This window comes from Mucilaginibacter sp. Bleaf8, assembly GCF_018390515.1.
Lineage (GTDB): Bacteria > Bacteroidota > Bacteroidia > Sphingobacteriales > Sphingobacteriaceae > Mucilaginibacter.
Window position 1 is genome coordinate 84,885 of record NZ_JAHBBK010000001.1, and the last position, 25,762, is coordinate 110,646.

Here is a 25,762-nt window from a genome sequence, read left to right on the forward strand (position 1 = left end):
CAGTAACTGAGATTACAGTTTACCAATTTCCTGAACTAAATCGATCAGTTTGTTTGAGTAACCCCACTCGTTGTCATACCAAGATACAACTTTAACAAAGTTGTCGCTCAGTGCGATACCAGCTTTGGCATCAAAGATTGAAGTGCGTGAATCGCCTTTGAAATCTTCTGATACAACCTCATCTTCGGTGTAACCTAAAATGCCTTTAAGTTCGCCTTCTGATGCTTCTTTCATTGCAGCTTTGATCTGCTCATAAGTAGCAGGAGTTTTTAAGCGTGCAGTTAAGTCAACTACAGATACGTCAGCAACCGGAACACGGAATGACATACCGGTTAATTTACCTTTTAATTCAGGTAAAACTAAACCTACTGCTTTAGCAGCACCGGTTGATGAAGGGATGATGTTTTGGTAAGCACCGCGTCCGCCTCTCCAGTCTTTAGCCGAAGGGCCGTCAACTGTTTTCTGAGTTGCAGTTACCGCGTGGATAGTGCTCATTAAACCTTCTTCGATACCAAATTTATCATTTAAAACTTTAGCAACAGGTGCTAAACAGTTGGTAGTACATGAAGCGTTTGATACGATGTTTTGATCTGCTTTCAGTTGTTTGTGGTTAACACCCATTACGAAAGTAGGGGTATCATCTTTTGCAGGAGCAGACATTACTACTTTTTTAGCGCCTGCATCAATGTGTTTCTGTGCAGATTCCTGAGTTAAGAACAAGCCGGTTGACTCGATGATAACTTCAGCGCCTACTTCATTCCATTTCAGGTTAGCAGGATCTTTCTCAGCAGTTACGCGGATGGTTTGGCCGTTTACTACCAGGTTACCATCTTTAACTTCGATGGTGCCTTCAAATTTACCATGAGTTGAGTCATATTTCAGCATGTAAGCCATGTAATCAGGCTCTACAAGGTCGTTGATACCAACCACTTCAACATCTGGTCTTTGAATGGCAGCTCTGAAAGCTAAACGACCGATACGGCCGAATCCGTTAATTCCTATTTTCATCTTTTTATTAGTTTTTACTTGAATAGAAGGTTAATAAATTATTTATAGGTTCTTTTAATACAAGTGCAATATTGATACCAGCTTGCTCGGCCGCCTTATCTAAAAAAGGTTTGTAGCCAGCAGCAACTGATCCGGCAAAGTATATCTGAGCATCCGGATACTGCTCTTTCAGTGGCAGCACATACGTGTTGATAAGCTTACTGAAACCATTTAGCAACACGTTTTGAACATATTCGTCATCCTGTTTATCTAAAAAGAATTCGCCTATGTTGCTCAGAAACAGTGCGGGTTGTGGTTGCCGGTATACCTTATCTAACAGTAACTTACGGTCTGTATCATAACGTTTCGTAAACTTACGCCGAAGGTGATCGGGCAACGTTTCATTGATGTAAGCTTTGACCAGCTGGCGGCCCAGCCAGTTGCCGGAGCCCTCATCGGCCAGAATGTAGCCCAAGCCATAATTGTTAGCTTTTATCTTTTTCCCGTCAAACCAGGCTGCATTTGATCCGCTTCCGCATATGCAAACTATCCCAGGTTCATTTCTACAGCAGGCAATTGCAGCCCCCACAATGTCATGCTCTACAGACACTTTGGCATATTTAAAAAAGGATAATAAGCCATTAACAACAACCTGCTTCAAAGCCGGCGTTAATACGCCTGCACCAAAAAAATAAATTCGCTTTATTTCTTCGGCATGATGTATCAGATTAATGTTTTTGTTCAGTGTATGCAGGATGTGTTTCTCGTCTGTAAAGAAAGGGTTGATGCTGCTGGTTTTGAACGAGGCAACTGTACGCCCTTTGGCGGCAAGACGCCACTCTGCATAATTTGACCCGCTATAAATAACTGCAACCATAGATACCTGTAAGCTTTACGGCGAGCAAATATAATAACTTTAATCGCTTATAGGTAATTATGAAAGTTGACACCTAATGTTAAATTTAATAAATTTCATTTAATGAGCAGTTAGGTTAGGTAATTATTAAATATCAATATTATTTATTGTGGATTTGATACGGAAACGTTTGCGTTATTGTATAAATTACACTTAGTGTTTGTGAGGTATATTTAGCAAGTAAATAAATTACCACTATCTTTAAAAAATCACATTATAAACATTCTAAATTTTGGAAGAAAATCTACCCAAATTTGAGTCGGCTATTTCCATTGACTGTGTAATCTTTGGTTTTGATGCCGGTGAGTTGAAGATCCTTTTGATTGAGCGTAGTGCCGATCCGTTTAAAGACTGGTATGCCTTACCGGGTAACCTGGTAAAGCAGGATGAAGGTATTGAGGAAGCTGCCGGCCGGATATTACATGAGCTTACCGGACTGAACGACCTGCACATGGAGCAGTTCCATACCTTTGGCGAAGTAAACCGTCACCCAAGCGGGCGGGTTATCACGGTGGCCTATTACGCTTTGATACGAATTAACAGCCAGAAAGAGGTGAAGCCACTGATTGAATTTGCAAAGAAAGCATTCTGGCATCCGGTTAGTGAATTGCCTAAACTGGCTTTTGATCACAGCGATATTTTTAAAACCGGTTTTAATAAGGTGCGCCGCCGCCTTCATTATCAGCCCATTGCGTATGAATTGCTACCCGAAAAATTTACGCTTACCCAGCTTCAGCAGTTATATGAAGCTATACTGAATAAAAAGCTGGATAAGCGAAATTTCAGAAAAAAGATGTTGAGCTACGGCTTTTTGAAAGAACTTGATGAAAAGCAAAAAAACGTTTCATTCCGTGCTGCCAAGCTTTACAAATTCGACAGGCGGAAATATGCTAAGATATTTCAGAACGACCTGAATATAGAAGAATCATAACACGAAGAGGTTCGGATATTGAATCCGAACCTCTTAATCCATTTTACCTACCAGCGTAACAATTGATTTTGCCGGAATAGATACAAAGTTCAACTTTGTGTTTGAAATGGGTTTCAAACTGTAATTGTTTGACGTAGCATAAGCCCGAATAGAGTTTACTTTTACGTTTTTCAGCTTTATTCCTAAATTTATAACTGAGTCTTTTGAATTCACCAGTACGGTAGTTAAGGTACGCTGAACGTCATCTTTGTAAGATGATACCAATAAATCATTGTCTTTGGCGCTTATGTTTTCAAGCGATGCTTTTATACGCACTGCACCCGGCCTGATAAAGCGGCTGTAGTTACCCAAAGCCCATAAGGTTTGGCTAAGTTGGTAATTGCCATCTTCGCGTCCGCTCACATAAACCAAACCATCTTTGTAATTGTAAGGCGATAAGGCCAGCCACCACTGCCATGCCGAAGCGTTGGCATTAGCCAGATCGTTGTGGATGGCGCGGGCAACATAAAGAGCTGTAGTGATGCCTAAGTCCTTACCGTTTCCATTTATCTCACCATTGTTGTCGCCTAGAACGCAGTACTCCGACATCCAGTATCTTAAATTAGGCACCGATTTGATCTTGGCTTTTAACTGCTGCCTTACTGTTGCGCCCGTAGCGTATGGTGAAGTGGTATAGTAGGCATGTGCTGCAGCAACTTTTTCCAGATTTGAAAGATTGCCTAAATAGGTTGATCCGGGTTTAAAAAAAGCATCAATCTGGCTTTCGCGGCCGCCGTAATTGGCCGTTGTAACAAGCGAGTTGATTTTATAAGCCTCCGGGATCACTATCTTTGTAGACAAACCAGCATTTACCAGTGAGGTATTTATTGCACGGGAAATGCGGGCTATCTGGTCGTTGTTAAAAGGGCAGCCTTCCTGAACCTTGTTGCTCCAGTCGAGCTGAGGTTCATTTACTGGGCTGATATAGTCAAAAGTTACGCCGGTAAGTGAGTTTACGCCTTTAATTACATTGGCAATGTAATCGCCCAATTTGGGGTAGTTAGCTGAAGGAATATTAGCCTGGCCGTTTGGCGAAAACGCTTTGCCGTTTACCGTGTAGTTAACAGGCGGACTATTCAAAAAAGCCAAAAATTTAGATACGCCTCTTTGTTTAGCTGCTTTCATAAACCATATCTGGCCGGCTTGCCGGTTCCAGTTGTAGGTTCCGTCGGGTTCTAAGAATGATTCCTGCCTGTGCCAAGGGTCTCTGATTTCACTGGCATCACCCTGTTGTCCGCTACCTGCGCCAACGTTGAAACGCCATAGCGACAAGCCTACACCTACGGGCTGTCCGTTAGCCAGCGTGTCTAACGAAAACAGTGCATCAGCAATAGCGTTACGTTTACTGTCCGACCAATTGCCCACGTATTGGCAAACCCAGGCGTCTGAGGCACCAAAGTTGTCGATCGTTTGGTAGGTTGAATCAGCATCTACACTTATGCTGGCAGCAAGATGCGGCACCAAAGCATCCGGAACATGGGTGTTTGGTAAAGTCGTATCCTGAAAACCGTTCGATTTTTTGCACGAAGTCGTGTAAATAAGCGCAAGTATTTGCGCTGAGATGAGTAAGGGGGTTAATCGCATTTAAATTAGGGATTGCTTGTCAAATTTAATAATTATGCACAGGTATACCAATACCAAAATAGCAGGATCTGATATATTTTTTATGAAAAATTCTGATATAAATTGTTGTTTAACTGAATATTAAGTTATCTGTTAAAATTTATTGGAAAATTATATTGCTGCTTTATGATAGGTTATAAGTCAGTTATTTAGATTCGATAAGAATATTAACTTATAGTAAAGGTTTGATAGGTGTAGGATAAAGCGAAAAGCTAATGCTGGCATTTGTGATTAAATTAGTTGTATGTTTGCCAACAATTCTACCTATGAGCTGTTATGCAGCCTGTGTTATCATCTAACAACAACATTTGATGCGATTGCATGAGTCGTCAGTGAATTTGTTGTATAGGTTTGTCATATACATCTGGATTATACAAAAGTAATTAGTGTTAAATCATATCATCCAATAGCTTTTGCGCTCAACAAATCAATTCCAGATATAGGTAATTGTTGTTTATAATAATATATAGCCATATCATATAGTTCGGTGTTCCGGTAATTTATAAAAATGAGTTTCAAAAAGAATTTTGTTAAAAGCATACTAGTCAGCGGGGGATACAACTACCTATCACAAGCCATATCTTTCTTTTCAACGGTAATTATTTCGAGGCTTTTAACACCTGAAAGCTACGGATTTGTAGGTATCATAACCATTTTCACCGGCTTCCTTTCCATATTTTCAGACAGCGGTATATCCTTAGCTGTAATACGTAGTGATTACCAACATACCTACCACAAGTCGGTTGATACACTTGCTCTGATAATCGGCTGCGTTTTGTGTGTAGTTACGAGCATTTTGGCTTTTCCTATTTCGCTATTTTTTAAAAACACGGAGCTTACAATACCAATGATGGTTATGTCGCTAAGCTTTATATTCAGGAGTATAACCTTAGTTAGAGGTGCGCTGATCTCAAAAGCCATGAATTTTGGGTTTACAGGCTTTGTTAACCTAGTAACCACCATCATTACGATTCTAATTACGATAGTTATGGCTTATGCGGGGGCAGGCTACTGGTCGTTAATTATACCGCAGGTATTATCCGGATTAATTAACCTTATACTACAAGAAAGAAAGCTCAAGTTTGGTTTCCAATTATATTCCTGGGCACATGTAAAAGTTGCTTACAGATACACCAAAAGAACAATTGGTAATATAATGGGCTTTAACATTGTTAACTATTGGGCCCGTAACTCCGATAACCTTTTAGTTGGCAGAATGTTCGGGGCATCTGATTTGGGTATTTATAATCGTGCATACAACTTGCTAACCGTACCGCTCAATTTAATAACCGGCTTAATAGGAACGGTTTTATATCCAAGCTTAAATAAACTAAAGGGATCAATGGACGCTATACGTTCTGAATATCTCTTTATATTAAAAATGATCAACTTCATTTCATTCCCGGTAGCTTTTATTCTGCTGATGTTCTATAATCAGTTGGTGATGTTGCTTTGGGGGCCGGTTTGGATTGGTGTAGCACAACTGCTGCCTTATTTCGGGTTATTACTGTTAAGCCAGTCACTGCTATCGACAGTGGGTAACATGTTGGTATTGGTAGAGCGCGAAGAAGTGCTACGGATTAGCGGATGGATAGGAGCTGCCGCCATGATTAGCGGTATATGCTACGGTGCTTCAATTTCTATGGTGGCAATAGCGCAATTTTACTCGTTAACTTTTATTGTAGTAGTACTTCCGGTTAACTTGTTTTATGTATATATCAAGGCTCTTGGATTTTCTGCTAAAACCATGACATTTTTTTGGGGACCAAACATCTTGTTATCATTAGGGCTTTGGTTTAGTTGCTATTATCACATGGATGTATTAAAAATGTGTCTTCTCTTCGCGTTTTTTGTCAACATGCTGATAGGATCAAGAATTGAGTTGGTGAAAATTCTCAAATATTTAAATACAAGTATGCGTAAGGCTTAATGTATACCATACATTCTACTTAAAATATGGCTTTGAAAAATTTAAAAAAGTTGAAGATAGCTTTCTTTGTCGGATCATTTCCTTGTATATCGGAAACGTTTATCTTAAACCAAATTGTTTATTTAGTTAAACAGGGGCACGACGTTACCATTTTTGCTGATAGTAGTGATAATAAACCTGTGCATCCACAAGTAGTTTCCTGTAATTTACTAAGCAAGGTGGTTTATCCTTATAAAGCGAAAACAAAGCTTAAAAAGATAATTGAGGTAGCTTCCTTGTTTCTTAAATCCGAAGAGAAGAAAGCACTTCTTAAAACCTTTGACTTTAAAAAATTTGGTAAAAGCGCACTGAACTTATCCGTGTTTTACAAGTACTATAATTATACTAACTATACGGAATTTGATCTTATTCACGCTCATTTTGGTCCCTACGGTAATCTGATCATGGATATCAAGGAGCTTGGATTGTTTAAGGATATACCTTTGATTGTGAGCTTTCATGGATACGACATCAATCCATTATATATCGAAACTTATAAAGAAAGTTACAAAAGATTGTTTGGCTGCGCTACTTATATCACTTCAAATTCAAACTTCACTTCCAAACTTTTAGAAGCAGCAAATTGCCCTGCCAGTAAGCTAATTAAAGTTCGCGAATCGCTTGATACTTCGTTTATCAAACCTGATAGAACAGTATTTAAAACAGGGGAGGAAGTTAATATCTTATTTTGTGGCAGATTTATAGAATTTAAAGCGCCCGAGCTTGTTATTGAAATTGCCAACATTTTAATTAATGTTAAGACCCATCAAAATATCAAATTCCATATGATCGGCAGCGGGCCTTTAGAAGGGTTAGTTAATGATGCAATTTCAAGATATAATTTAGCAGATAGTATCGTCCTGTACGGTGCTAAAACGCAGGATGATATAATCAAGATCATGTCATCAATGGATATATTCTTGTACCCGGGTGTGAATGATATGAAAACCGGCAGAGCTGAGAATCAGGGCCTCGTATTGCAGGAAGCCCAGTCTATGGAGTTGCCGGTTGTTACTTCAAATGCTGGTGGTATTCCCGATGGTGTCATTGATTCAGAAACAGCTTTCGTTTTGCCGGAAAAAGATATCCCTGCCTTTGTCGATAAATTGGAGTTGCTGATTAATGACAAAGAACTCAGGCTTAAAATGGGAAAGCGTGGCCGGGAATACGTAACAGAAAACTTTGATTACATCAAACTAGGGGAGTTGCTTGAAAACTATTATCATTCCATGATTGGTAACTAGTTTTGATACTGAACATTTAAGTGCGTGCTTTGAAGGTTATGTAATGCATTCTGAGCATATAATGTTGAGTAGCTCATTGCCAAAAGCTTTCTAAGTACCCTTGAATAAGCCAGATTGTACCGATAAAGTAAGAAGAACGACCAGGCTTTAATGAAGTTCTTTGAAAACTTTAGCTTTTCTAAGTTCTCCTGTAAAAATGCAGCTGCCTTCGATCTGTCTCTTTCTACCATATAGGTTGACAGATTGAAGATTAGTTTTGCCATCCCAAACGTTAGTTGTTTGTTGTTTAATTCAATAACAACAGGCATAAATTTCATAACCGCTGTTATTTTTTCTTCAACGCTTGTATTTTCAGTTTCTGTGCTGGAGATACCGCTATTGTCCGGGTCTCTCCGGTAAAATGAATCGATGTTCTCTTTCTTGTCGGCAACTTTTAAATAATTATTGTTAGCATTTAAAATTGCTCTGATGTGCGTATCCCAATCCTGCCACCGGCGCAAGTCTTCGTCCCACCCGCCAATTTGTTTCAAGAAATCTTTGTTCCATAAGGTTCCCGAAGTATGCCACGGGGCGTCAATACTGAAGAATCGAACTAAGTCATCTTTGCTCTTGTTCAGATAATTCCATACATACGGCGTATCAAAAGCCTTTTTAACAAATACGCCAGTAGGGAACACATAGAAGTATTTACCAGGATTAGCCTGTGCGAAGCGTATCCGTTTTTCAAGGCACTCGTGTGATATAAGATCGTCTGAATCTACATAGATTACATAATCGCCTAAGGCATTGTCCAGGCCAGTGTTCCTTGCGCCTTGGGCACCTTTCTTATGCGCATTCTTGAAGTACTTAACGCGTGGCTCTTTTTCTGTTATGCCCGTCACCAATGCCTCTATATTTTCGGTTGAATGATCATCAACAACCATGCATTCCCAGTTAGGGTAGGTTTGCTGGATGATAGAATCAATGCACTCAATTAATAAATTACCTCTGTTGAATGTGGGTACAACCACGCTTACTTGGAACATAAGTTAGTATCAGTTTTATAAGTAGATAGAATAAGCCATAGCACAAACTAAGTTTACTTGAGAAAGTTTTTCTTGACTTAATAATGCAGAGCAATTATAGCTCTTTTCAATGGCAGTTCACTTATTTTATTTACTCGGTATGCTTCATTTGCTTCTTCAATATATTTAAAGGTTATATTTGGTTGCACGTGCATTGATAATTAAATCATGTCAATAAAATATTATGCCAGTCGAATATATCCTTATAATCCACGCTGATCTTGCTATCACCCTCGATTAGGTCATTATCACTATAAAAAAGTTATCCGCCTTTAATCATTGCAAACAAAACGCTTTATAACTATCAAAATATGGTGAATAACAGATTTGAGTATGATGCCATCGTTGTAGGTTCCGGCCCCAACGGTTTGGCTGCCGCTATTACCATGCAGCAACAAGGCTTATCAACCTTAATTGTTGAAGGTAGTAAGGCAATAGGAGGAGGGTTGCGATCAGCGGAGGTAACGTTGCCCGGCTTTTTACATGATATCTGTTCAGCCGTTCACCCGATGGCGGTTAGCTCACCTTTTTTTAAACAGATGCCGCTGGCAAAGCATGGGCTCGACTTTATATACCCTGAGGTAGCAGCAGCACACCCTCTGGATAATGGCAGCTCAGCGGCCTTATATAGATCTATTCAAAAAACAGCTGTTACCTTAGGGGCGGATGCAGATGCTTATACCCGTATTTATGAGCCGCTGGCAAAGTATTGGCCATCCATAGCTGTAGATGTACTCGGCCCCCTGCGTATTCCCAAGCATCCTCTTAACATGGTACGCTTTGGTTTAATGGGTTTAACTTCGGCAAAAAGCTTTGCAGATAATTTTAAAACTAAAGAGGCCCGTGGCCTATGGGCCGGAATGGCTGCGCATTCAATACAGCCATTATCAAGTCTAACCACATCAGCCATTGGTTTGGTGTTAACGGTAGCTGGTCACCTGTATGGCTGGCCGATACCCAAAGGAGGGTCTCAGAGTATTGCCAATTCATTAGTTTCTTACTATACGTCAATTGGCGGAAAGATACAAACCGACTTTTATGTAAACGCACTCTCAGAGCTACCGCCGTCGCGGGCGGTACTATTTGATGTCACACCTAAGCAACTGCTCAAAATAGCCGGTCATAAGTTTTCGCCTTTATACAAGTGGCAGTTGCAGCGCTTTAAATATGGCATGGGAGTGTTCAAGGTAGATTGGGCTTTAAATGAACCTATTCCATTTACCAACCCCGACTGCAGGAAGGCAGGAACGGTGCATATTGGAAATACGTTTGAGGAAATTGCCAGTTCGGAATACCTAAGTTCAACCGGCAAGCATCCCGAGAAACCATTTGTGTTGTTAGCACAGCAAAGTTTATTTGACGCCACCAGAGCGCCAGAAGGTAAGCATACGGCATGGGCTTATTGCCATGTACCAAATGGCTCTTTAAAGGATATGACTGATGCTATTGAAAATCAAATTGCGCGATTTGCGCCCGGATTCAAAGATATTATATTAGCGAAAGCAACAAGCAATACTGCACAGATTGAGGAGTATAACAACAACTATTTAGGTGGGGATATCAATGGAGGCAAATTGGATATCACCCAATTGTTTACCCGGCCTGCTCTGCGCATGTCTCCTTATAAAACATCGCATCAAGGTCTATATATCTGTTCGTCGTCAACGCCGCCGGGTGGCGGGGTACATGGTATGTGTGGCTATTACGCGGCCAAGCGGGCTTTAAGTGATATCTTTAATATTAAGTTGCCGAGCCTGTAAATAAAAAAGACCTGTTTTTTTGAACAGGCCTTTTTCTTTATATGAATATGTAAGTCTTCATATTAGATACTGCTTGGCTCAAGCTCTAAGTGAAATTTAACCAGGTTATCTATAGGAGAACGAATGATGGTACCTATAGTCATGCCGTTTTCAGTTACTACCTCTTCCAGTACGTTTCTGAAGTTATAGCCTACAGAACCGATACAGTTAAAGGTGTATTTCTGATAGTCAGGGTACTGCGTTACCAGGTTTTTGAAAAAGTCTTCAAAAGATGTTTTTACAAGATTTCTGGTGTATTCCAGATGTACATTGTTATCGTACACAAATTTACTGAACTGTGCACAAAAACGGTTAGCTAATGGTTGAGAATACACTCTTTCATTTACATCATCAGGAGTTAACTGGTAAGTGTCCCAGAAATTTTTGCGTACAGCTTCTGGCATGTAACCTCTCAAATAGTCAACCAGTAATTTCTTGCCAATGTAGCAACCGCTGCCTTCGTCGCCTAAAATGTAGGCACCTGAATCGATGTTGTTTACAACATCTTTTCCATCATATATACAGGTATTTGTACCGGTACCTAAAATAGCAGCGAAGCCTTCGGTGCGGCCCAGCAGTGCACGGGCTGCGGCTAACAAATCATGCCCTATGTTTACTTTGGCATTAACGAAAACCTGGCTCATGGCGTTATGCACAAGTTGGCGTTTTTCGTCTGTTGAACATCCAGCACCATAGTAATTTACTTCGGTAAGCTTTTCAACTTCCAAATCAGCTGGTAAGTTTTTACGTAAAGATTCAATAATGTATTGAGGACTTACAAAATACGGATTATAGCCTTCGGTATTAAAATATACTTTTTTACCATCATCTGTAACCAAACACCAGTTGGTTTTTGTTGAACCTCCGTCAGCAATTAATTTCATTGATATATGTTGTTTAACGGGTTAAATGTATGATTTACTTCGTTCAAAAAAGAATTTTTTGATGTAAAAAACACACTATCCTAATGTGAAAATTAGTTCAATCGATTAAAGTAACATAACTATCCTCTATAATTCAGACAAATAACAATAGAGGGAATTTGAATTTAACAGATTATTTAAATTTAATACTCTCTTAAAAATAACCATATATTTGCGCTTTATCTTTCTATGAATACAAGAAATGTTTAGTTTGTCTCATCAACAGTTGTTAGAAATAGAATCCCCTAACAACACCTTCGCTAACAAACTTAAAGACGATTTATGGACTGCGTTGATAGCAACGAATACACTAAGTGATTTTTTAGTAGGATTTTAATCAAAAAAGATGTTTAATTGATAAAAAAAGATTAATTTGATTAATACCTAAAATAACAAGCAAGATTAAAAGCCGGTATATTGCACGGCACTTGGTCAATAAATTTCAACCATATAAAACATATTGTATAAAATAACGTTTACGCATCAGATTAGTCCGTCCAAGGGACTAAAAGTTCTACCAAACATGAAATACATTTTACGTCTTTTCACAATTCTACTTTTTCTATTCTTAACCGGATTAAAGGTTACCCAAGCGCAGAGTTTAAGTGCAGCCGATTTATCAAATATCAATGTAGCTGCTCTTACCGATGCACAAATCAGACAGATTGCCGATCAGGCAAAAAACACAGGTTTAACTGACGAGCAACTGCGTCAGCTTTTACAAACTAAAGGCATGCCCGATGAGCAGATTAATAATTTGCAAAATCGTATCAGGGCCTTAGCCAGCACTTCTGGAGCTGCATCACCAGCTCCGGATACCAGCGGACGCAGGTTGAACTACACACCGGATACAGCTTTAGCAGATGGACCACAAGGTTTAAAGGCACGCATTTTCGGCGCTGATTTATTCAGAGCAGGTAATAGCTTCGAACCCAATTTGCGGATAGCTACTCCTGTAAATTATATTTTAGGTCCGGATGATCAGGTTAACATCAATGTTTATGGTAATTCATTGGTGGATTGGAAACTGGTAGTTTCTCCCGAAGGTACAATTAACATTCCTGGCGTAGGTGTGGTTGCCGTTAGCGGTAAAACCATAGAGCAGGCCACTGCTATTATAAAAAGCCGGTTGGCTGCTAACCGTTATGCTGTTGGCAGGGGCACTAATGTTAATGTAAGCCTGGGTAATATACGTAGTATTAAAGTTATTATTACCGGCGAGGCTGAGCGCCCGGGTACTTACACGTTACCTTCACTGGCAAGTGCATTCAATGCCCTGTCAGCAGCTGGAGGCCCAAATGTAAACGGTTCGTTCCGTCAGATTGAAATTATCCGTAACAACAGAATTATCAGACGACTGGATATTTATGATTTCTTGTTAAAAGGAGATCAGAAAGACAATATTACCCTGCGCGATCAGGATATTATTCGTATTCCTACCTATCGTGTGAGAGTTGAAATGCTTGGCGAGGTTAAAAAGCCGGCTTTGTTTGAGGTGCTGCCCGGCGAGACGCTGCAAAACGTTATCACTTTTGCCGGTGGCTTTACCGACAGGGCTTACACTGCCAAAGTAAAAGTAACCCAGATAAGCAACCAGCAGCTTCGTATTTCGGATGTCACCGAAGATGATTACAAAAATTATATTCCATTAAGAGGAGACAAGTTTACGGTTGATGCTATTTTGGACCGTTATGAAAACCGCGTAACTATTAATGGTGCAGTATTCAGACCCGGAGAGTATGAGCTCGAAAATGGGTTGACATTAGGCCGACTGATTACAAAGGCTGCCGGCTTAAAAGAAGATGCATTTATGGATAGGGGATATATCACCCGTTTGAAATCTGATAATACTACAGAGCTTGTTCCCTTCGATCTACGCGCTATAGTAAATAAAACTGCGCCTGATATTGCGTTACAACGCGAAGACGTTATCAGCATTAAATCCATCTTCGATTTACGTGATCAATATACCGTAACCATTAACGGCGAGGTGCGTACGCCCGGAGACTTGCAGTTTGCAGAAGGTATGACCGTTGAAGATGCAATTGAGCAGGCCGGTGGCTTTACGCTTAGCGCTAATGCTAAACGTATCGCCGTAGCAAGACGTATCAACACGGCAGACCCAAGATCAGCTAACTCGCCTGTTTCTGAGGTTTTCAGTGTGGATGTTAATGATCAGTTAGGTTTGAATGGAACTCATTTTGCCTTGAAGCCATACGATATCGTATCAGTTTACATGTTACCTGGTTTCGAGAAGTTGAAAACCGTTAGGATAGAAGGTGAGGTGGTATCTCCTGGTAACTATACCATCATGCAGAAAAACGAAAGAATTTCTGACATTCTTAAAAGAGCTGGTGGTCTTACCGCATCTGGTTATGCAGAAGGTGGTACACTTAAGCGAACCAATGCGGCTATATTAGGTGTAGATAAAAGCAGAGTTGATACCAATGCTTTGGAAAAAGAGCGCATACAACGCCTAAAATCATTACAGGAAAATACCAACGGTTCATCAAACGTTGATGAGAACCAACTCCGTAACGATTATGTAGGTATTGACTTGAAAAAAATCATTGATAAACCAGGTTCAAAAACCGATTTGTTGATTGAAGACGGTGACGTAATCAGAATACCTAAATTACAACAGGTAGTTAGAGTAAACGGTGAGGTATTATATCCAAGCGTTGTTGTATATGATTCAGGAAAGTCCTTTAAAGGGTATCTAATCAACGCAGGCGGGTTCACAACTAAAGCTTCCAGACGTGGTGCCTATGTGGTATATCCTAACGGAACAGTTAAGGGTACCCGCAAGTTTATATTCTTTAACATCAGACCTGATGTAAGGCCAGGAAGCGAAATTTTTGTACCAGAAAGACAACAACGCAGAGGTTTGTCATTAGCTGAGATTACAGCTGTAGGTGGTAGCTTCTCAGGTTTAATCGCAGTAATTTTAGGTTTAATCAGTATTACCAAGTAACATCAATGCAAGAACACGTTGTTAGAGATCAGGACGACATTACGCTAAAAGAGCTAATTGTAAAAATTAACAGTGCCTTTTCGTTCCTGCTGCGCCAATGGAAAATTATTTTAGTTGTAACCATAATCGGAGCGGTGCTTGGTGTTTTTTACGCTAATTACAAAAAGCCCGTTTACACCGCTCAATGTTCATTTGTATTAGAAGATAACAGCAATAAAACTAATGTTGGTGTTTTATCAGGATTTGCATCATTGATAGGCGGTGGCGCTACAAGTAATACCGGCATTTTCCAGGGCGACAATATACTTGAGTTATATACGTCAAGGTTAATGATCGAGAAGACACTGCTGTCACCTGTTACCATTGAAGGTAAAAAGCAGCTGCTTATTGATCGGTATATTGATATCAATAAGCTGAGAGAAAAGTGGGTAAAAGACAAAGATCTAAAGAACATTTCTTTTGAAATTGGTAAACCTAATTTTACTTTGAAACATGACAGTATTGTAAGCAAAGTTGTGGATGATATTAAAGGAAATTACCTGACTGTAGAGCGGCCGGATAAATCTTTAAATATCATTGATGTTTCGGTAGCATGCCCTGACCAGTATTACGCCAAAGAATTTGCAGACCGCATTGTGGAGAATGTTAATGCTTTTTATGTTGATACCAGGACTAAACGTTCACAGGAAAACATTAGGATGTTGCAATTGCAGGCCGATAGTATACGCACGTCGCTAAACAGTTCAATGGGTAGGGTTGCTGTGGCTCAGGATGCCAATCCTAATCCAAACCCGGCAATGCAGTCATTACGTATCACTTCACAGCGCCGGCAGGTAGACGTACAGTCTAACCAAGCCATATACGTTGAAGTGATTCATAACTTGGAGCTGGCAAAAATGGCGCTGAAAAACGAAAGACCTATCATACAAGTGATCGACGGACCGGTTTACCCGTTGCCGGTTAAAAAACTGAGCCCTATTAAGGGTGCTGTTATAGCAGGTATTTTAGCCATGTTTTTCTGTGTAATTATTTTAGTAACCAGAAAGTTTTTAGTTAAAGTAACTGCATCATAAAATAAAGTTAGTTTGGCTCTTATAAAAAAGGCGTTAAAAGATAAATTCTTTTAACGCCTTTTCATTTGGGCTTTATTCAAAATGGAGTAAAGGTGATGCCTTTAAGCTAAGCGTTCACTTCTGGTTGCTTCATAAATATGGTCGATGATATTTCCGTCTACGTTCTCGTCAACTTTTCTGGCAAACAACGCGTCTGATTTACTGATTAGCTCTTTGTCATCTGCCGTGATATATAAAGGGTGTTCGCTTCCATAAACCCATTTAACCAGCCGTAAATCATCGTTCATAATGTTGATGGACGGCGTGTTAGCCAGAATGGTTTGAACCCATATTTCGTCTCCTGAACGGGTATATTTAAAGTGTTCCAAAAAGGCGGGATTCTTTTCTACGTAATCAAGAACACACGCCATTGCTTCACGGTTCATGTTAATCCAGTTCCAGCCGCCGTAAAATTTTATCGGGTATAACTTTCTCCTCATTTTAAGACGTATTTGTGTTTTGCGAACAACTGCAAATACTTTTTTTAATAGCAACCCGAATGTGTTTTGTTTGAAATCGTCACCCCAGTAGTAATGTAGCCGGCCGTAGCCACCTTCCTGTTCAGCCCAGGCAGGTTTGGGCAAGGCTTCGTGGTTTACAAAGCTTACATTGGCATTTTTTTGTATATAATCTTTAATGTATTGGTTTGACTTAATAGGTATATCTTGCCCGCTAATAAGCATGAAATAGTCATTTCCATCGGCGTATGCAGCCTGGAACAGTTTATGTGTGGCAATGATCTGATGATGGCTTCCCCAGTTTACGTCCTGTCTTTCAATAAGCTTTACATTAGGATATGCTTCTAACTGGGCCACATCTAGCGTGCTTTTTTTATCGATGTGGATGTAAATATTAAAATCTTCACTTAGTCTGCTTACCAGCCTTTTTAATTGATTGATATTTTTGTGTGCGAGGATTAGTATGGCAATTCGCATTAATCGGCGTTTTAGGTATGATATGTTTTATTGTTAGGCTAGTTCTTATCTTTCATGCGTCCTCTCACTAAGTGCATGCCTTCATAAATAGCCTTATAGGCATTTTCAGATGGGAAAGCATGAATGAGTAGCTGTCCGGCTCCCTTTGCTATGTTGCCATATCGAAGGTTGTAGAATGCACTGTCCAAACCCAGCAAGTGGGTTTGTTTCTTTTTTAGTGCCTTAACGTAATTTCTGTCAAGATGATTAAACCCGTCTTTTAGGGCAGCATCTGTATAGTTAACCATTTCGGTTCTGACTACAACTTTTGCCTCCATCATCTTCTTGAATTTTTTGGACATATTGTCGTTATGGTTGCGAACTAAAAGCGCAGTACCTTCAGGTGCAAAGTGTTTAAATGCAAAGCCGCACATGGCTGCACGATACCAAAACTCCCAATCCTCAAAGCCGTAGCTGGGCTTAAACCCGCCGGCAACATCAAATATCTTTCTTTTAAATAAAGGGCATCCCGGCAGGTAAATATTATCATCAAGCAAGTGCTCAATCAGGCTGCTGTTTTTGCCGCTTACACGCGGTTTGCTAAATATAGCTGGTAGTACAGGTGTAAAGTCAGAATCTTGATCGTCGAATAATCGTATGTCACTGTATAGTAAGTCAATGTCCGGATTTGATTCTAATTCGGCAACCTGCAACTTAAGTTTATTGCTTTCCAGCATGTCATCAGCATCGAGCAATTGCAGGTACTTGCCTTTGCTGGCAGCAATGCCTGTATTACGGGCGGCAGACAAGCCCGCGTTTTTTTGATAGATATACTTAAAACGATTGTCGGCTAAAGTGTAAGGCTTGGCTACGTCTGCAGTATTATCTGTCGATCCGTCGTCAACAATAATACATTCCCAATGCGCATAAGCTTGGCTGGCAACGCTATCAAGCGCTTGCGATAAATATTTTCCGTAATTGTAACATGGGATAATAATAGAAACCAGGGCAGATGTATCCATAAGTGTAAATATGCTCAAAGGTAATGCAGAGTTTTTACTAAACTGCAATGCAAACAAAATGTGTTGCAAAATGTTTAGTAATCGCTTTTCATTATGTGTTCCGGGCAGCTACCTTATGCTATTGCTTTATAAAACACAGTTGAGTTAGCCGAAAATTAATAAGTTTGTAATCGCAAGTTAGCAACCGTTTTATTTAAATGCCGAAAATCAGTGTTATCCTTCCTGTGTACAATACAGAACTGTACATCAAAGAAGCTGTTGATAGTATCCTCAACCAAACTTTTAAAGATTTCGAATTACTTGTTATCAACGATGCTTCAACCGATAATACACTTCACATTTTACAGCAGATTAATGATGATCGCTTAAAGATTATTAATAACGAAACGAATCTGAAGGTCGTAAAATCATTGAACAAAGGATTGGACCTGGCACAAGGTGAGTACATTGCCAGAATGGATGCTGATGATATTGCCCATCCGCAACGGTTTGAAAAGCAATTGCGTTTCTTTGAAACTAATCCCGATGTTGACTTTGTGGGTAGTTGGGTACAAACATTCGGCTCCGAAAGTAATGTTATGAAAGCCGCAACCGAACATGATCACATTAAGGTCAGGCTCTTTTTTTTGAACCCGATTTTCCATCCCGCGGTAATGTTCAAAAAACAAAGTTTCAATGTAAACGGTTACAGGTTTGACGAGCGCTTTACCAATGCCGAGGATTATGGAATGTGGGTAAAGGCTATAGATACACTTAAATTTGCCAACGTACCCGAAATTTTACTGAAATACCGGGTGCATAATAACAATGTATCGGTAATAAAAGCAAGCAACAGAGCCGTGCTTGATGAGATACATTACGACGTTTATAAGCAGTTCCTGTCTAAATTGGATTTAGTCTATACGGATGACGAGCTTCAACTTCACCGCAAACTGGGGTTAGTAGAAGTAGAGGCGTTAGACCTGGTCGGTTTAGAAAAATATTTGCAGTGGCTTAAAAAGCTGGTTGATCAAAATAATCGGGTAAAGTACTTTGAGAGGGAACATTTTAAAAATGTGATCCTTTCTTACGTGCTGTATGTAGTAAAAAAAGCCAAACCGTCGGGTCCTGCATTCAGGCTGGCGCTCAAAACGTTTGGCAATTTGTTTACACCGAGCGATTTCTGGTCGTATTTTACCAGCAGGGCGAAGGTTAAGTTAGCCAAAGCTCAAACATTTTAGGAACTTAAAAACATCTTACCAAAACATCATACTTAATGAAAACAGAAAAAGAATACGACTATCTTATTGTGGGCGCCGGTTTGTTCGGTTCCGTTTTTGCACATGAAGCTAAAAAGAGAGGAAAGAAATGCCTGATTATTGATAGGCGTTCACATAGCGGTGGTAATATTTATTGTGAAAATATTGAAGGCATAAACGTACATAAATATGGTGCCCATATCTTTCATACCAACGACAAGGAAATTTGGGAATACGTAAATTCATTTGTTGAGTTTAACCGTTACACCAACACTCCGGTAGCTAATTACAAAGGCGAGCTGTATAATCTGCCCTTTAACATGAATACCTTTTATCAATTGTGGAAGGTTAAAACACCTAAGGAAGCGAAGGAGAAAATTCAATCGCAGATAGATCAGTTGAGTATCAAAGAGCCTTCAAATCTGGAAGAGCAGGCTTTATCCTTAATTGGTACCGATATCTATGAAAAGTTAATAAAAGGTTATACCGAAAAACAATGGGGCCGCTCGGCTACAGAACTACCTGCGTTTATTATTAAACGTTTGCCGGTGCGTTTTACATTTGATAACAACTATTTTAACGATAAATACCAAGGCATACCAATTGGTGGTTACAATAAGCTAACTGAGGCGTTAATTGAAGGTGTTGAAGTTCGTTTAAATACCGACTTCTTTGAAAATCGTGAAGAGTGGGAAAGTAAAGCAGAAAACGTTGTATTTACAGGTAAAATTGATCAGTATTATGACTTTCAGTTTGGCCAGCTTGAATATCGCAGCTTAGAATTTGAACACGATGTGCTGGATGAGGAAAACCATCAAGGTAATGCCGTAGTAAACTATACTGAGCGCGAAATACCATACACCCGGATCATTGAACACAAGCATTTCGAATTCGGTACGCAGCCTAAAACTGTGGTAACCAAAGAGTATCCGGCCGATTGGACGCCTGAGAAAGAGCCTTATTATCCAATTAATGATAATAAAAACAACGAGACCTACCGCCAATACAAAGAGCTTGCCGATAAGGAAGAGAAAATTATTTTCGGCGGAAGGCTGGCTGAGTACAAGTACTACGATATGCACCAGATCATTGGGTCGGCACTTAAAAAAGTAAAAGATCATTTTGGCGCTTAATAAATCAAACTTTTCACTTAAGTAACCTTCGTCTGTCTGTGCATAAATACCAGTTCTGCATTTTTGAGTACAATGATGCAACTAATAATTCTGCCGCTACAAAAGCTGTAAGCGATTGCAATAAGATTTTTAAACGCAATGGCTATACAGATTATACTTTAACATTTCATAACAACTCAAAGCGCGGATGGCGTTTTTATCTGGCAGCTTTTAAAGGTATTGCAAAACTGCTTCTTCAAATTGAGAAGGGCGCATTGGTTGGCATACAATACCCGATGCTTAATAATGTTTTTAAGTACTTTATTAAAGCTGCCAGAATAAAAGACATTAAGTTTTTTTGCATCATACACGATGTTGAATCGTTGCGATTGGGTGCAAAAGATCCCGGATTAATCAAAAAAGAAACTGCAAATTTAAGCTATTACGATTTTTTGATTGTGCATAATCCAGTTATGTTGCAGTGGCTTAAGAACAACGGCGTAACAACCCGGATGCTGCCATTGGGTATATTTGATTACCTGGCTGATAAGCCACCCGTACACGCAGCTCACTCTCCGCAGTTAAACACCATAGTTTATGCAGGTAACTTAAGTAAAAGTAAGTTTATTTATAAGCTTGATGCAGTTAAGGAATACCGCTTTAATGTATATGGCCCCAATCTGTTAACCGACGAAAAGCAGCCCGAAAATACTAAATGGTGCGGCGTGTTTTCTCCTGATGAAATTGTGTACCGCCTTGACGGCGACTTCGGATTGATTTGGGATGGTGAAGACATTAACGAGTTAGACAGCGTACTGGGTAATTATCTATTATACAATAACCCTCATAAAGCATCCTTGTATTTAGCTGCAGGTTTGCCTGTTATAGCACCAAAAAATTCGGCAATCGGGAAATTGCTCGACGAATTGAAAGTGGGCGTGCTGATTGATACTTTGGCTGATTTAAATACGCTAAAGATTTCACCGGAAGAATATCAGGTATTGAAAAGTAATTGCCTGGTATTACAAAGTAAAATAATTAACGGCGACTTTTTTACGCAGGCCTTAGCTGGTGTTGAGTCGCAGTTGCTTCAATAAAAAAAGTTTATGTTAAAAGTTGGTTTAGACGGCAGGTTACTTCAGGGCAAGCTTACCGGTGTAGGTAAGTATGTGCTGAACATGCTCGATTATATTTGCGATCACTCATCTGACATAAACTTTATTATTTACACCAACCGGCCTTTGGAATGTAAATTACGCTCCGGTAGGGTAGAAGTAGTGCAAGACAGTAACCTGATGGCCAAGGTGAAACCTATGGTTTGGTCGAAGCTTTTTATGCACAGGCTCATTAATCGCAACTTGCCAGATGTGTTTTTGGCAGGAGATACGTTTGTTCCCTTACTTAGCAAATGTAAAAAAGTGGTAGCGGTAGTGCACGATTTTAATGCCATCATTGCTCCCGAAACCATGAGCCGTTTGCGTTTAATTACCGATAAGCTTTTTTTTAAATCGGACATTAAAAAGGCATCGGCAATAATCTGCAACTCGTTCGGTACGGCCGATAAGCTGAAAAAGTACTACAATATCGATACAACCTTGGTAATTCATCCCATCATGGATAAGCAGTACCGCCTTGTTGATCCGGTGTTGGTGAATGAACGATTACAAAGCAGGGGTATCAATTATCCCTACATTTTAACGGTCTCTACTCAGGAGCCAAGAAAAAATATGGATAAGGCTATCCAGGCTTTCATCGAAGCAAAAAAATCCCCCGAAATGGCTGATTATAAAATGCTTTTGGTGGGCTCAAAGGGGTGGAAAGCAGATCACATACAGCAACTCATCCAGTCTCATAAGCAGGATGTGTTAAGTTTAGGTTATGTTGATGATGAATTAATGCCGTATATTTACAGCGGCGCTAAACTTTTTGTATTTCCATCCAGCTATGAAGGCTTTGGTATGCCCGCACGTGAGGCGATGTTATGTGGTACTAATGTATTAGCCACAGATATGCCCGAGCTTAGGGAAGCATCCTACGAACAGGCTGTTTATATCAATCCGGAGGATGGAACAGCATTTGCCGAACAGATTGTAAAGTTATCTAAGTCTGGATTATTGTTTGCGCCTGGCAGTTTAAAAAATACTGACCATATAGAAAGTTTAATAGGTGCTTTTTTAAATGTATAATCTGATATTAGAAAAACAGTATGCAGCATTATGATATACTATACGGAATAATGAGGATCAATCCTCTTATTCTGGTGCTGAATTGCATACTGATTGTTGCTTTTTTTACCTCATGGTACTTTTCTTATAAGCGAACCGGCTGGTTGATTGACTTGTGGCACTTTACACTGCTCATGAGCTACTTTATGACGTTTTTGCTGATGTATCCTTTCGCAACAGCAGAATTAAACGTATTAACTATAGGGCCTTTCAACTTGGCCCATGCTCGTGAAAGTATTACTACTGCTTATTTTATAACCCTCACGGGGTTTATGTGCTTTTTTATCGGTGGTCTTATTTACAGAACTAACAACACCCAAACACCAATTTATTGGTTTTTGATGATGCCATTTAAAAAAACACTTGGTACCATGTATTCATATATCGTGGGAAGCAGGATAGTAACAACGCTGGTATTCGCACTCTATGCAAGTTTAATGTTTTTTGTGCTGATGCTGGCCTTTAAGGCCGGCATGGGTAACAATCCGAGGGGTTTCTTTCTTAAAAATGACAGTCTGCGTCCTGTATTTAATTTAACAAACTCTATCAGTGGTATAGCGAGTGGCTTAATTATAGCGCGAATATTTGTTTATAATCAGCGGTATGATAAGATTTTATTAGCACTGTTCATATTTTTAACCTTTTTTATTGGCTCAAGGGGCGGTGCTGTTGGTCCATTATTAAGCTTATTTACCAATTGGTTATATTTTAAGAAACAAGGCCGTATAAGCTTTTTCACATTGGCGTTTGTTGCTCTAGGTATATTGAGTCTGGTAGCATTTCTAAGCTTTTTCAGATCAGGACAGGGCGGTAGCGGAGCAGGTGTTTTAAACGAAATACTATACGGTAACTCTTTTTCTGACTTGCGCGATATGTCATGGATTATATCTGTGTGGGACGGTAATTATTTTTACGGCAAAACCTACTTAGCCGCGTTTATGTCCTTTGTACCAAGTAGCCTTTCTGCATTCCGTATGGAGTGGTCAATCGGTAAAGTGACAGCCAGAATGGCGGGCTATAGCCCGGCTGAACACCCTGGTGTTAGGCCCGGTACCTTTGGTGAGGTTTATTTGAACTTTGGTATAGTAGGGGTAATTGTACTGGGTATTTTAATGGGCTATAGTACCAGATATATTGACCGGAAAGTTAAAGATGCGGCTAAAAGCAAGAATGTCATGTCTGCTTTGGTGTCAGGCAAGTCTGGCGCTTTAATAGGTAACCTGGCAATCACAGCCGGTTTCTTCGGGTTTTATATATCTTTCATCATCTTCACTGTTTTGTTTTTGCTTTCACTGTGTATGCGCTTCTTAAAGTCAGATACAGGAAATACTAATCAGCTATCCATACAAAAAGACGCATAGCTGGTAATATAAAGCTGCATTATGCAGGTAAAATATAAATTATGCATATTGTTATTGATGCGCGCATGGTTAATGCATCAGGTATAGGCGTTTACCTGAAAAATATCTTACACGGCATTGCCAACTTAGGTAAAGTAACCTTGTTAGGAAACCCGGCCGAACTTTCTGAGTTTAGGGATTACGGCGTTATTCCATTTTTAGAGCCTATTTACAGCATCAAAGAACAGGTTAAACTTAGAAAGCTGATTCCTGACTGTGATATTTTTTGGTCGCCGCATTACAATATACCCTTGTTACCCATCAAAGCAAAAAGGCGATTTGTAACCATACACGATGTTTACCATTTGGCTTACTACAACCAGTTGAGCATGGCTCAAAGGATATATGCTAAAATTGTGATTAATGGTGCCGTTCGGTTAAGTAAACAAGTTATCACCGTTTCGAAATTTTCAAAAGACGAAATTATTAAGCATACCGGGTGCAATGCAAGTAAGATAAGTGTAATATACAACGGTGTAAAAGATACGCCATCAGTAAATATAACCTTTAATGAGTTGGCAAATCATTATCATTTACCTCAAAAATATCTACTCTTTGTGGGTAATGTAAAACCCCACAAAAATCTGAAAACACTTTTACAGGCTTACCTGTTGTTGAGCGAGGAGCTACGGTCGGAATATAAGATTGTAATTGTGGGCAAAAAAGACGGTTTCATTACCGGAGACCCGGAATTATTCAATTGGATAGACCAAAACCCTGGATTATCTGACCGTTTAATATTTACAGGATTTGTGGCAGACGAGCACATGGATGCTATTTATAAATATGCGTCATTGTTTGTATTCCCGTCTGTATATGAGGGCTTTGGCTTGCCACCGCTTGAGGCCATGCTAAACCAATGTCCTGTAGCTGTGTCAAATGCAGCGTGTATGCCCGAAATTTGTGGTGAAGCCGCTTTGTATTTTGACCCTATGAAGCCTGAAGATGTAAGTGAAAAAATCCAATCAGGCTTAACAGATTCATCGCTAAGGCAAACTCTAATTGAAAAAGGAAATAAGCACACGGCGTTGTTCACCTGGCAGGAATCTATTAAACAGCACTTGCAGATGTTTGCACATATATAAAACATTACTGCGAAATAAATATACTTAATTCTATCTACCTTGAAAGTTGCATTAGTACATGAGTGGCTCACCATTATTGGCGGGTCTGAAAATGTTTTTAAAGAGATAGCCTCGCTATATCCGGGGGCTGACATATACACTTTAGTTGCCGATCCTGAAACAATAACCAAATTAGGTTTACAGGGGCATAGGGTAACTACCTCTTTTATACAGAAGTTGCCTTTAGCCAAGTCTAAATACCGCAATTACTTAGCCTTGTTTCCCAGGGCAATCGAGGATTTTGACCTGTCATCTTACGATTTGATTATTTCTTCGTCACACGCTGTGGCCAAAGGTGTGCTTACCCATTCTGGCCAAAAGCATGTCTGCTATTGCCATTCGCCGGTACGTTATGCATGGGATTTATACCATCAATACTTAACGGAGTCGGGGTTGAATAAAGGCATAAAAGGCTGGCTGGCGAAATCCATCTTGCATCGCTTGCGGATATGGGATATCATCAGTACGAATAGGGTGGATTTCTTTGTGGCTAATTCGGCCTACATAGCAAAACGGATAAAAAAAGTTTATAACCGCAGTAGCGTTGTAATACATCCCAACGTAGCGGTTGATGATTTCGATCTGGTTACCGAAAAGCAGGACTACTATTTTACCTGCTCGAGATTTGTGCCCTATAAGAAGATAGACCTGATTGTGAAAGCTTTTGCAAAAATGCCCGACAAAAAACTATACGTTATTGGTGATGGTCCGGACTTTCAAAAAGTGAGCAAGCTGGCCGCACCTAATACGATATTATTAGGATATCAACCCTTTTCTGAACTGAAAAAATATATGGCCGGTGCAAAAGCTTTTGTTTTTGCAGCAGAAGAAGATTTTGGCATACTTCCGGTTGAGGCGCAGGCATGTGGCACGCCCGTTATAGCTTTTGGGAAAGGCGGTGCACTTGAAACTGTAGTGGAAAACTACACAGGTGTTTATTTTAGTGAACAAAGTTCTGAAGCAATTATCAATGCTGTTCAATATTTCGAAAATATGAAAAATATTTTTGATCCAGTTAAAATAGCGGAACATGCCGATAAGTATTCTACGGCACGATTTAAAAGCGAATTCAAATCTTATGTTGATGAAGTTGTTAATACTTTAAACGTTTAATTAATAAAATAACGTTTTGGTATTAAAATTGAT

The 25,762-nt window shown here is 39.7% G+C and carries 20 protein-coding genes; 13 read left to right on the top strand and 7 right to left on the bottom strand.

Annotated features, from left to right (window positions below):
• Window positions 1-12: 12 nt before the first annotated feature.
• On the bottom strand, window positions 13-1,008 hold the full coding sequence (gap, locus tag KHS38_RS00345; protein WP_213485868.1) for a type I glyceraldehyde-3-phosphate dehydrogenase: 996 nt from the start codon (window positions 1,006-1,008) through the stop codon (window positions 13-15).
• 7 nt (window positions 1,009-1,015) lie between these two features.
• Window positions 1,016-1,864 (bottom strand): hypothetical protein, encoded by an 849-nt coding sequence (locus KHS38_RS00350; RefSeq protein WP_213485870.1) that lies wholly within the window; start codon window positions 1,862-1,864, stop codon window positions 1,016-1,018.
• Between the two features lie 271 nt (window positions 1,865-2,135).
• Here KHS38_RS00350 and KHS38_RS00355 point away from each other — a divergent pair, with 271 nt between their 5' ends.
• Window positions 2,136-2,834 carry an NUDIX hydrolase gene (locus tag KHS38_RS00355; protein WP_213485873.1) on the top strand — a complete coding sequence of 233 codons (699 nt, stop codon included), beginning with the start codon at window positions 2,136-2,138 and terminating at the stop codon, window positions 2,832-2,834.
• A 33-nt stretch (window positions 2,835-2,867) separates the two neighbouring features.
• Here the strand turns inward: KHS38_RS00355 and KHS38_RS00360 are convergent, their stop codons facing one another.
• Window positions 2,868-4,457 carry a glycoside hydrolase gene (locus KHS38_RS00360; RefSeq protein WP_213485882.1) on the bottom strand — a complete coding sequence of 530 codons (1,590 nt, stop codon included), beginning with the start codon at window positions 4,455-4,457 and terminating at the stop codon, window positions 2,868-2,870.
• Window positions 4,458-5,004: 547 nt separating this feature from the next.
• On the opposite strand from KHS38_RS00360, the gene KHS38_RS00365 reads away from it, so the two are divergent.
• Together KHS38_RS00365 and KHS38_RS00370 are read left to right on the top strand one after the other, a co-directional pair.
• A complete protein-coding gene (locus KHS38_RS00365; RefSeq protein WP_213485884.1) occupies window positions 5,005-6,426 on the top strand; it encodes an oligosaccharide flippase family protein in 1,422 nt (473 codons plus the stop codon).
• Window positions 6,427-6,452: 26 nt separating this feature from the next.
• Window positions 6,453-7,709, top strand: coding sequence for a glycosyltransferase (locus KHS38_RS00370; protein WP_213485888.1), 1,257 nt, complete (start codon window positions 6,453-6,455; stop codon window positions 7,707-7,709).
• On the opposite strand, the gene KHS38_RS00375 is transcribed toward KHS38_RS00370, so the two are convergent.
• A complete protein-coding gene (locus KHS38_RS00375; protein WP_213485890.1) occupies window positions 7,706-8,734 on the bottom strand; it encodes a glycosyltransferase family 2 protein in 1,029 nt (342 codons plus the stop codon). The genes KHS38_RS00370 and KHS38_RS00375 overlap by 4 nt on opposite strands.
• Before the next feature lie 350 nt (window positions 8,735-9,084).
• Here KHS38_RS00375 and KHS38_RS00380 point away from each other — a divergent pair, with 350 nt between their 5' ends.
• Window positions 9,085-10,533 (top strand): phytoene desaturase family protein, encoded by a 1,449-nt coding sequence (locus KHS38_RS00380; protein ID WP_213485891.1) that lies wholly within the window; start codon window positions 9,085-9,087, stop codon window positions 10,531-10,533.
• A 62-nt stretch (window positions 10,534-10,595) separates the two neighbouring features.
• On the opposite strand, the gene KHS38_RS00385 is transcribed toward KHS38_RS00380, so the two are convergent.
• Window positions 10,596-11,456, bottom strand: coding sequence for an N-acetylglucosamine kinase (locus KHS38_RS00385; RefSeq protein ID WP_213485892.1), 861 nt, complete (start codon window positions 11,454-11,456; stop codon window positions 10,596-10,598).
• Between the two features lie 562 nt (window positions 11,457-12,018).
• On the opposite strand from KHS38_RS00385, the gene KHS38_RS00390 reads away from it, so the two are divergent.
• Together KHS38_RS00390 and KHS38_RS00395 are read left to right on the top strand one after the other, a co-directional pair.
• Window positions 12,019-14,469 carry an SLBB domain-containing protein gene (locus KHS38_RS00390; RefSeq protein ID WP_213485893.1) on the top strand — a complete coding sequence of 817 codons (2,451 nt, stop codon included), beginning with the start codon at window positions 12,019-12,021 and terminating at the stop codon, window positions 14,467-14,469.
• A 5-nt stretch (window positions 14,470-14,474) separates the two neighbouring features.
• Window positions 14,475-15,542, top strand: coding sequence for a Wzz/FepE/Etk N-terminal domain-containing protein (locus tag KHS38_RS00395; protein ID WP_213485894.1), 1,068 nt, complete (start codon window positions 14,475-14,477; stop codon window positions 15,540-15,542).
• Between the two features lie 101 nt (window positions 15,543-15,643).
• Here KHS38_RS00395 and KHS38_RS00400 read toward each other — a convergent pair whose 3' ends face one another.
• Window positions 15,644-16,516 (bottom strand): beta-1,6-N-acetylglucosaminyltransferase, encoded by an 873-nt coding sequence (locus KHS38_RS00400; RefSeq protein WP_213485895.1) that lies wholly within the window; start codon window positions 16,514-16,516, stop codon window positions 15,644-15,646.
• A gap of 38 nt (window positions 16,517-16,554) precedes the next feature.
• Window positions 16,555-17,517: a glycosyltransferase family 2 protein gene (locus KHS38_RS00405; RefSeq protein WP_213485896.1), complete on the bottom strand. Its 963-nt coding sequence runs from the start codon at window positions 17,515-17,517 to the stop codon at window positions 16,555-16,557.
• Between the two features lie 197 nt (window positions 17,518-17,714).
• Here KHS38_RS00405 and KHS38_RS00410 point away from each other — a divergent pair, with 197 nt between their 5' ends.
• From KHS38_RS00410 to KHS38_RS00440, 7 genes are all read left to right on the top strand, one after another.
• A complete protein-coding gene (locus KHS38_RS00410) occupies window positions 17,715-18,737 on the top strand; it encodes a glycosyltransferase family 2 protein (RefSeq protein ID WP_213485898.1) in 1,023 nt (340 codons plus the stop codon).
• Between the two features lie 35 nt (window positions 18,738-18,772).
• Complete coding sequence (glf, locus tag KHS38_RS00415; RefSeq protein WP_213485911.1) at window positions 18,773-19,888, top strand: UDP-galactopyranose mutase; 1,116 nt, start codon at window positions 18,773-18,775, stop codon at window positions 19,886-19,888.
• A 38-nt stretch (window positions 19,889-19,926) separates the two neighbouring features.
• The gene (locus KHS38_RS00420) at window positions 19,927-20,964 is read left to right on the top strand and encodes a glycosyltransferase (protein ID WP_213485913.1); all 1,038 of its coding nucleotides are present in this window, start codon (window positions 19,927-19,929) and stop codon (window positions 20,962-20,964) included.
• 9 nt (window positions 20,965-20,973) lie between these two features.
• Complete coding sequence (locus KHS38_RS00425) at window positions 20,974-22,053, top strand: glycosyltransferase family 4 protein (RefSeq protein WP_213485916.1); 1,080 nt, start codon at window positions 20,974-20,976, stop codon at window positions 22,051-22,053.
• A 173-nt stretch (window positions 22,054-22,226) separates the two neighbouring features.
• Window positions 22,227-23,453 (top strand): O-antigen polymerase, encoded by a 1,227-nt coding sequence (locus KHS38_RS00430; RefSeq protein WP_213485918.1) that lies wholly within the window; start codon window positions 22,227-22,229, stop codon window positions 23,451-23,453.
• A 41-nt stretch (window positions 23,454-23,494) separates the two neighbouring features.
• Entirely contained in the window at window positions 23,495-24,577 is a 1,083-nt protein-coding gene (locus tag KHS38_RS00435) for a glycosyltransferase family 4 protein (protein WP_213485920.1), read from the top strand.
• A 39-nt stretch (window positions 24,578-24,616) separates the two neighbouring features.
• Entirely contained in the window at window positions 24,617-25,729 is a 1,113-nt protein-coding gene (locus tag KHS38_RS00440) for a glycosyltransferase family 4 protein (protein WP_213485922.1), read from the top strand.
• The last annotated feature ends 33 nt before the right edge of the window (window positions 25,730-25,762 follow it).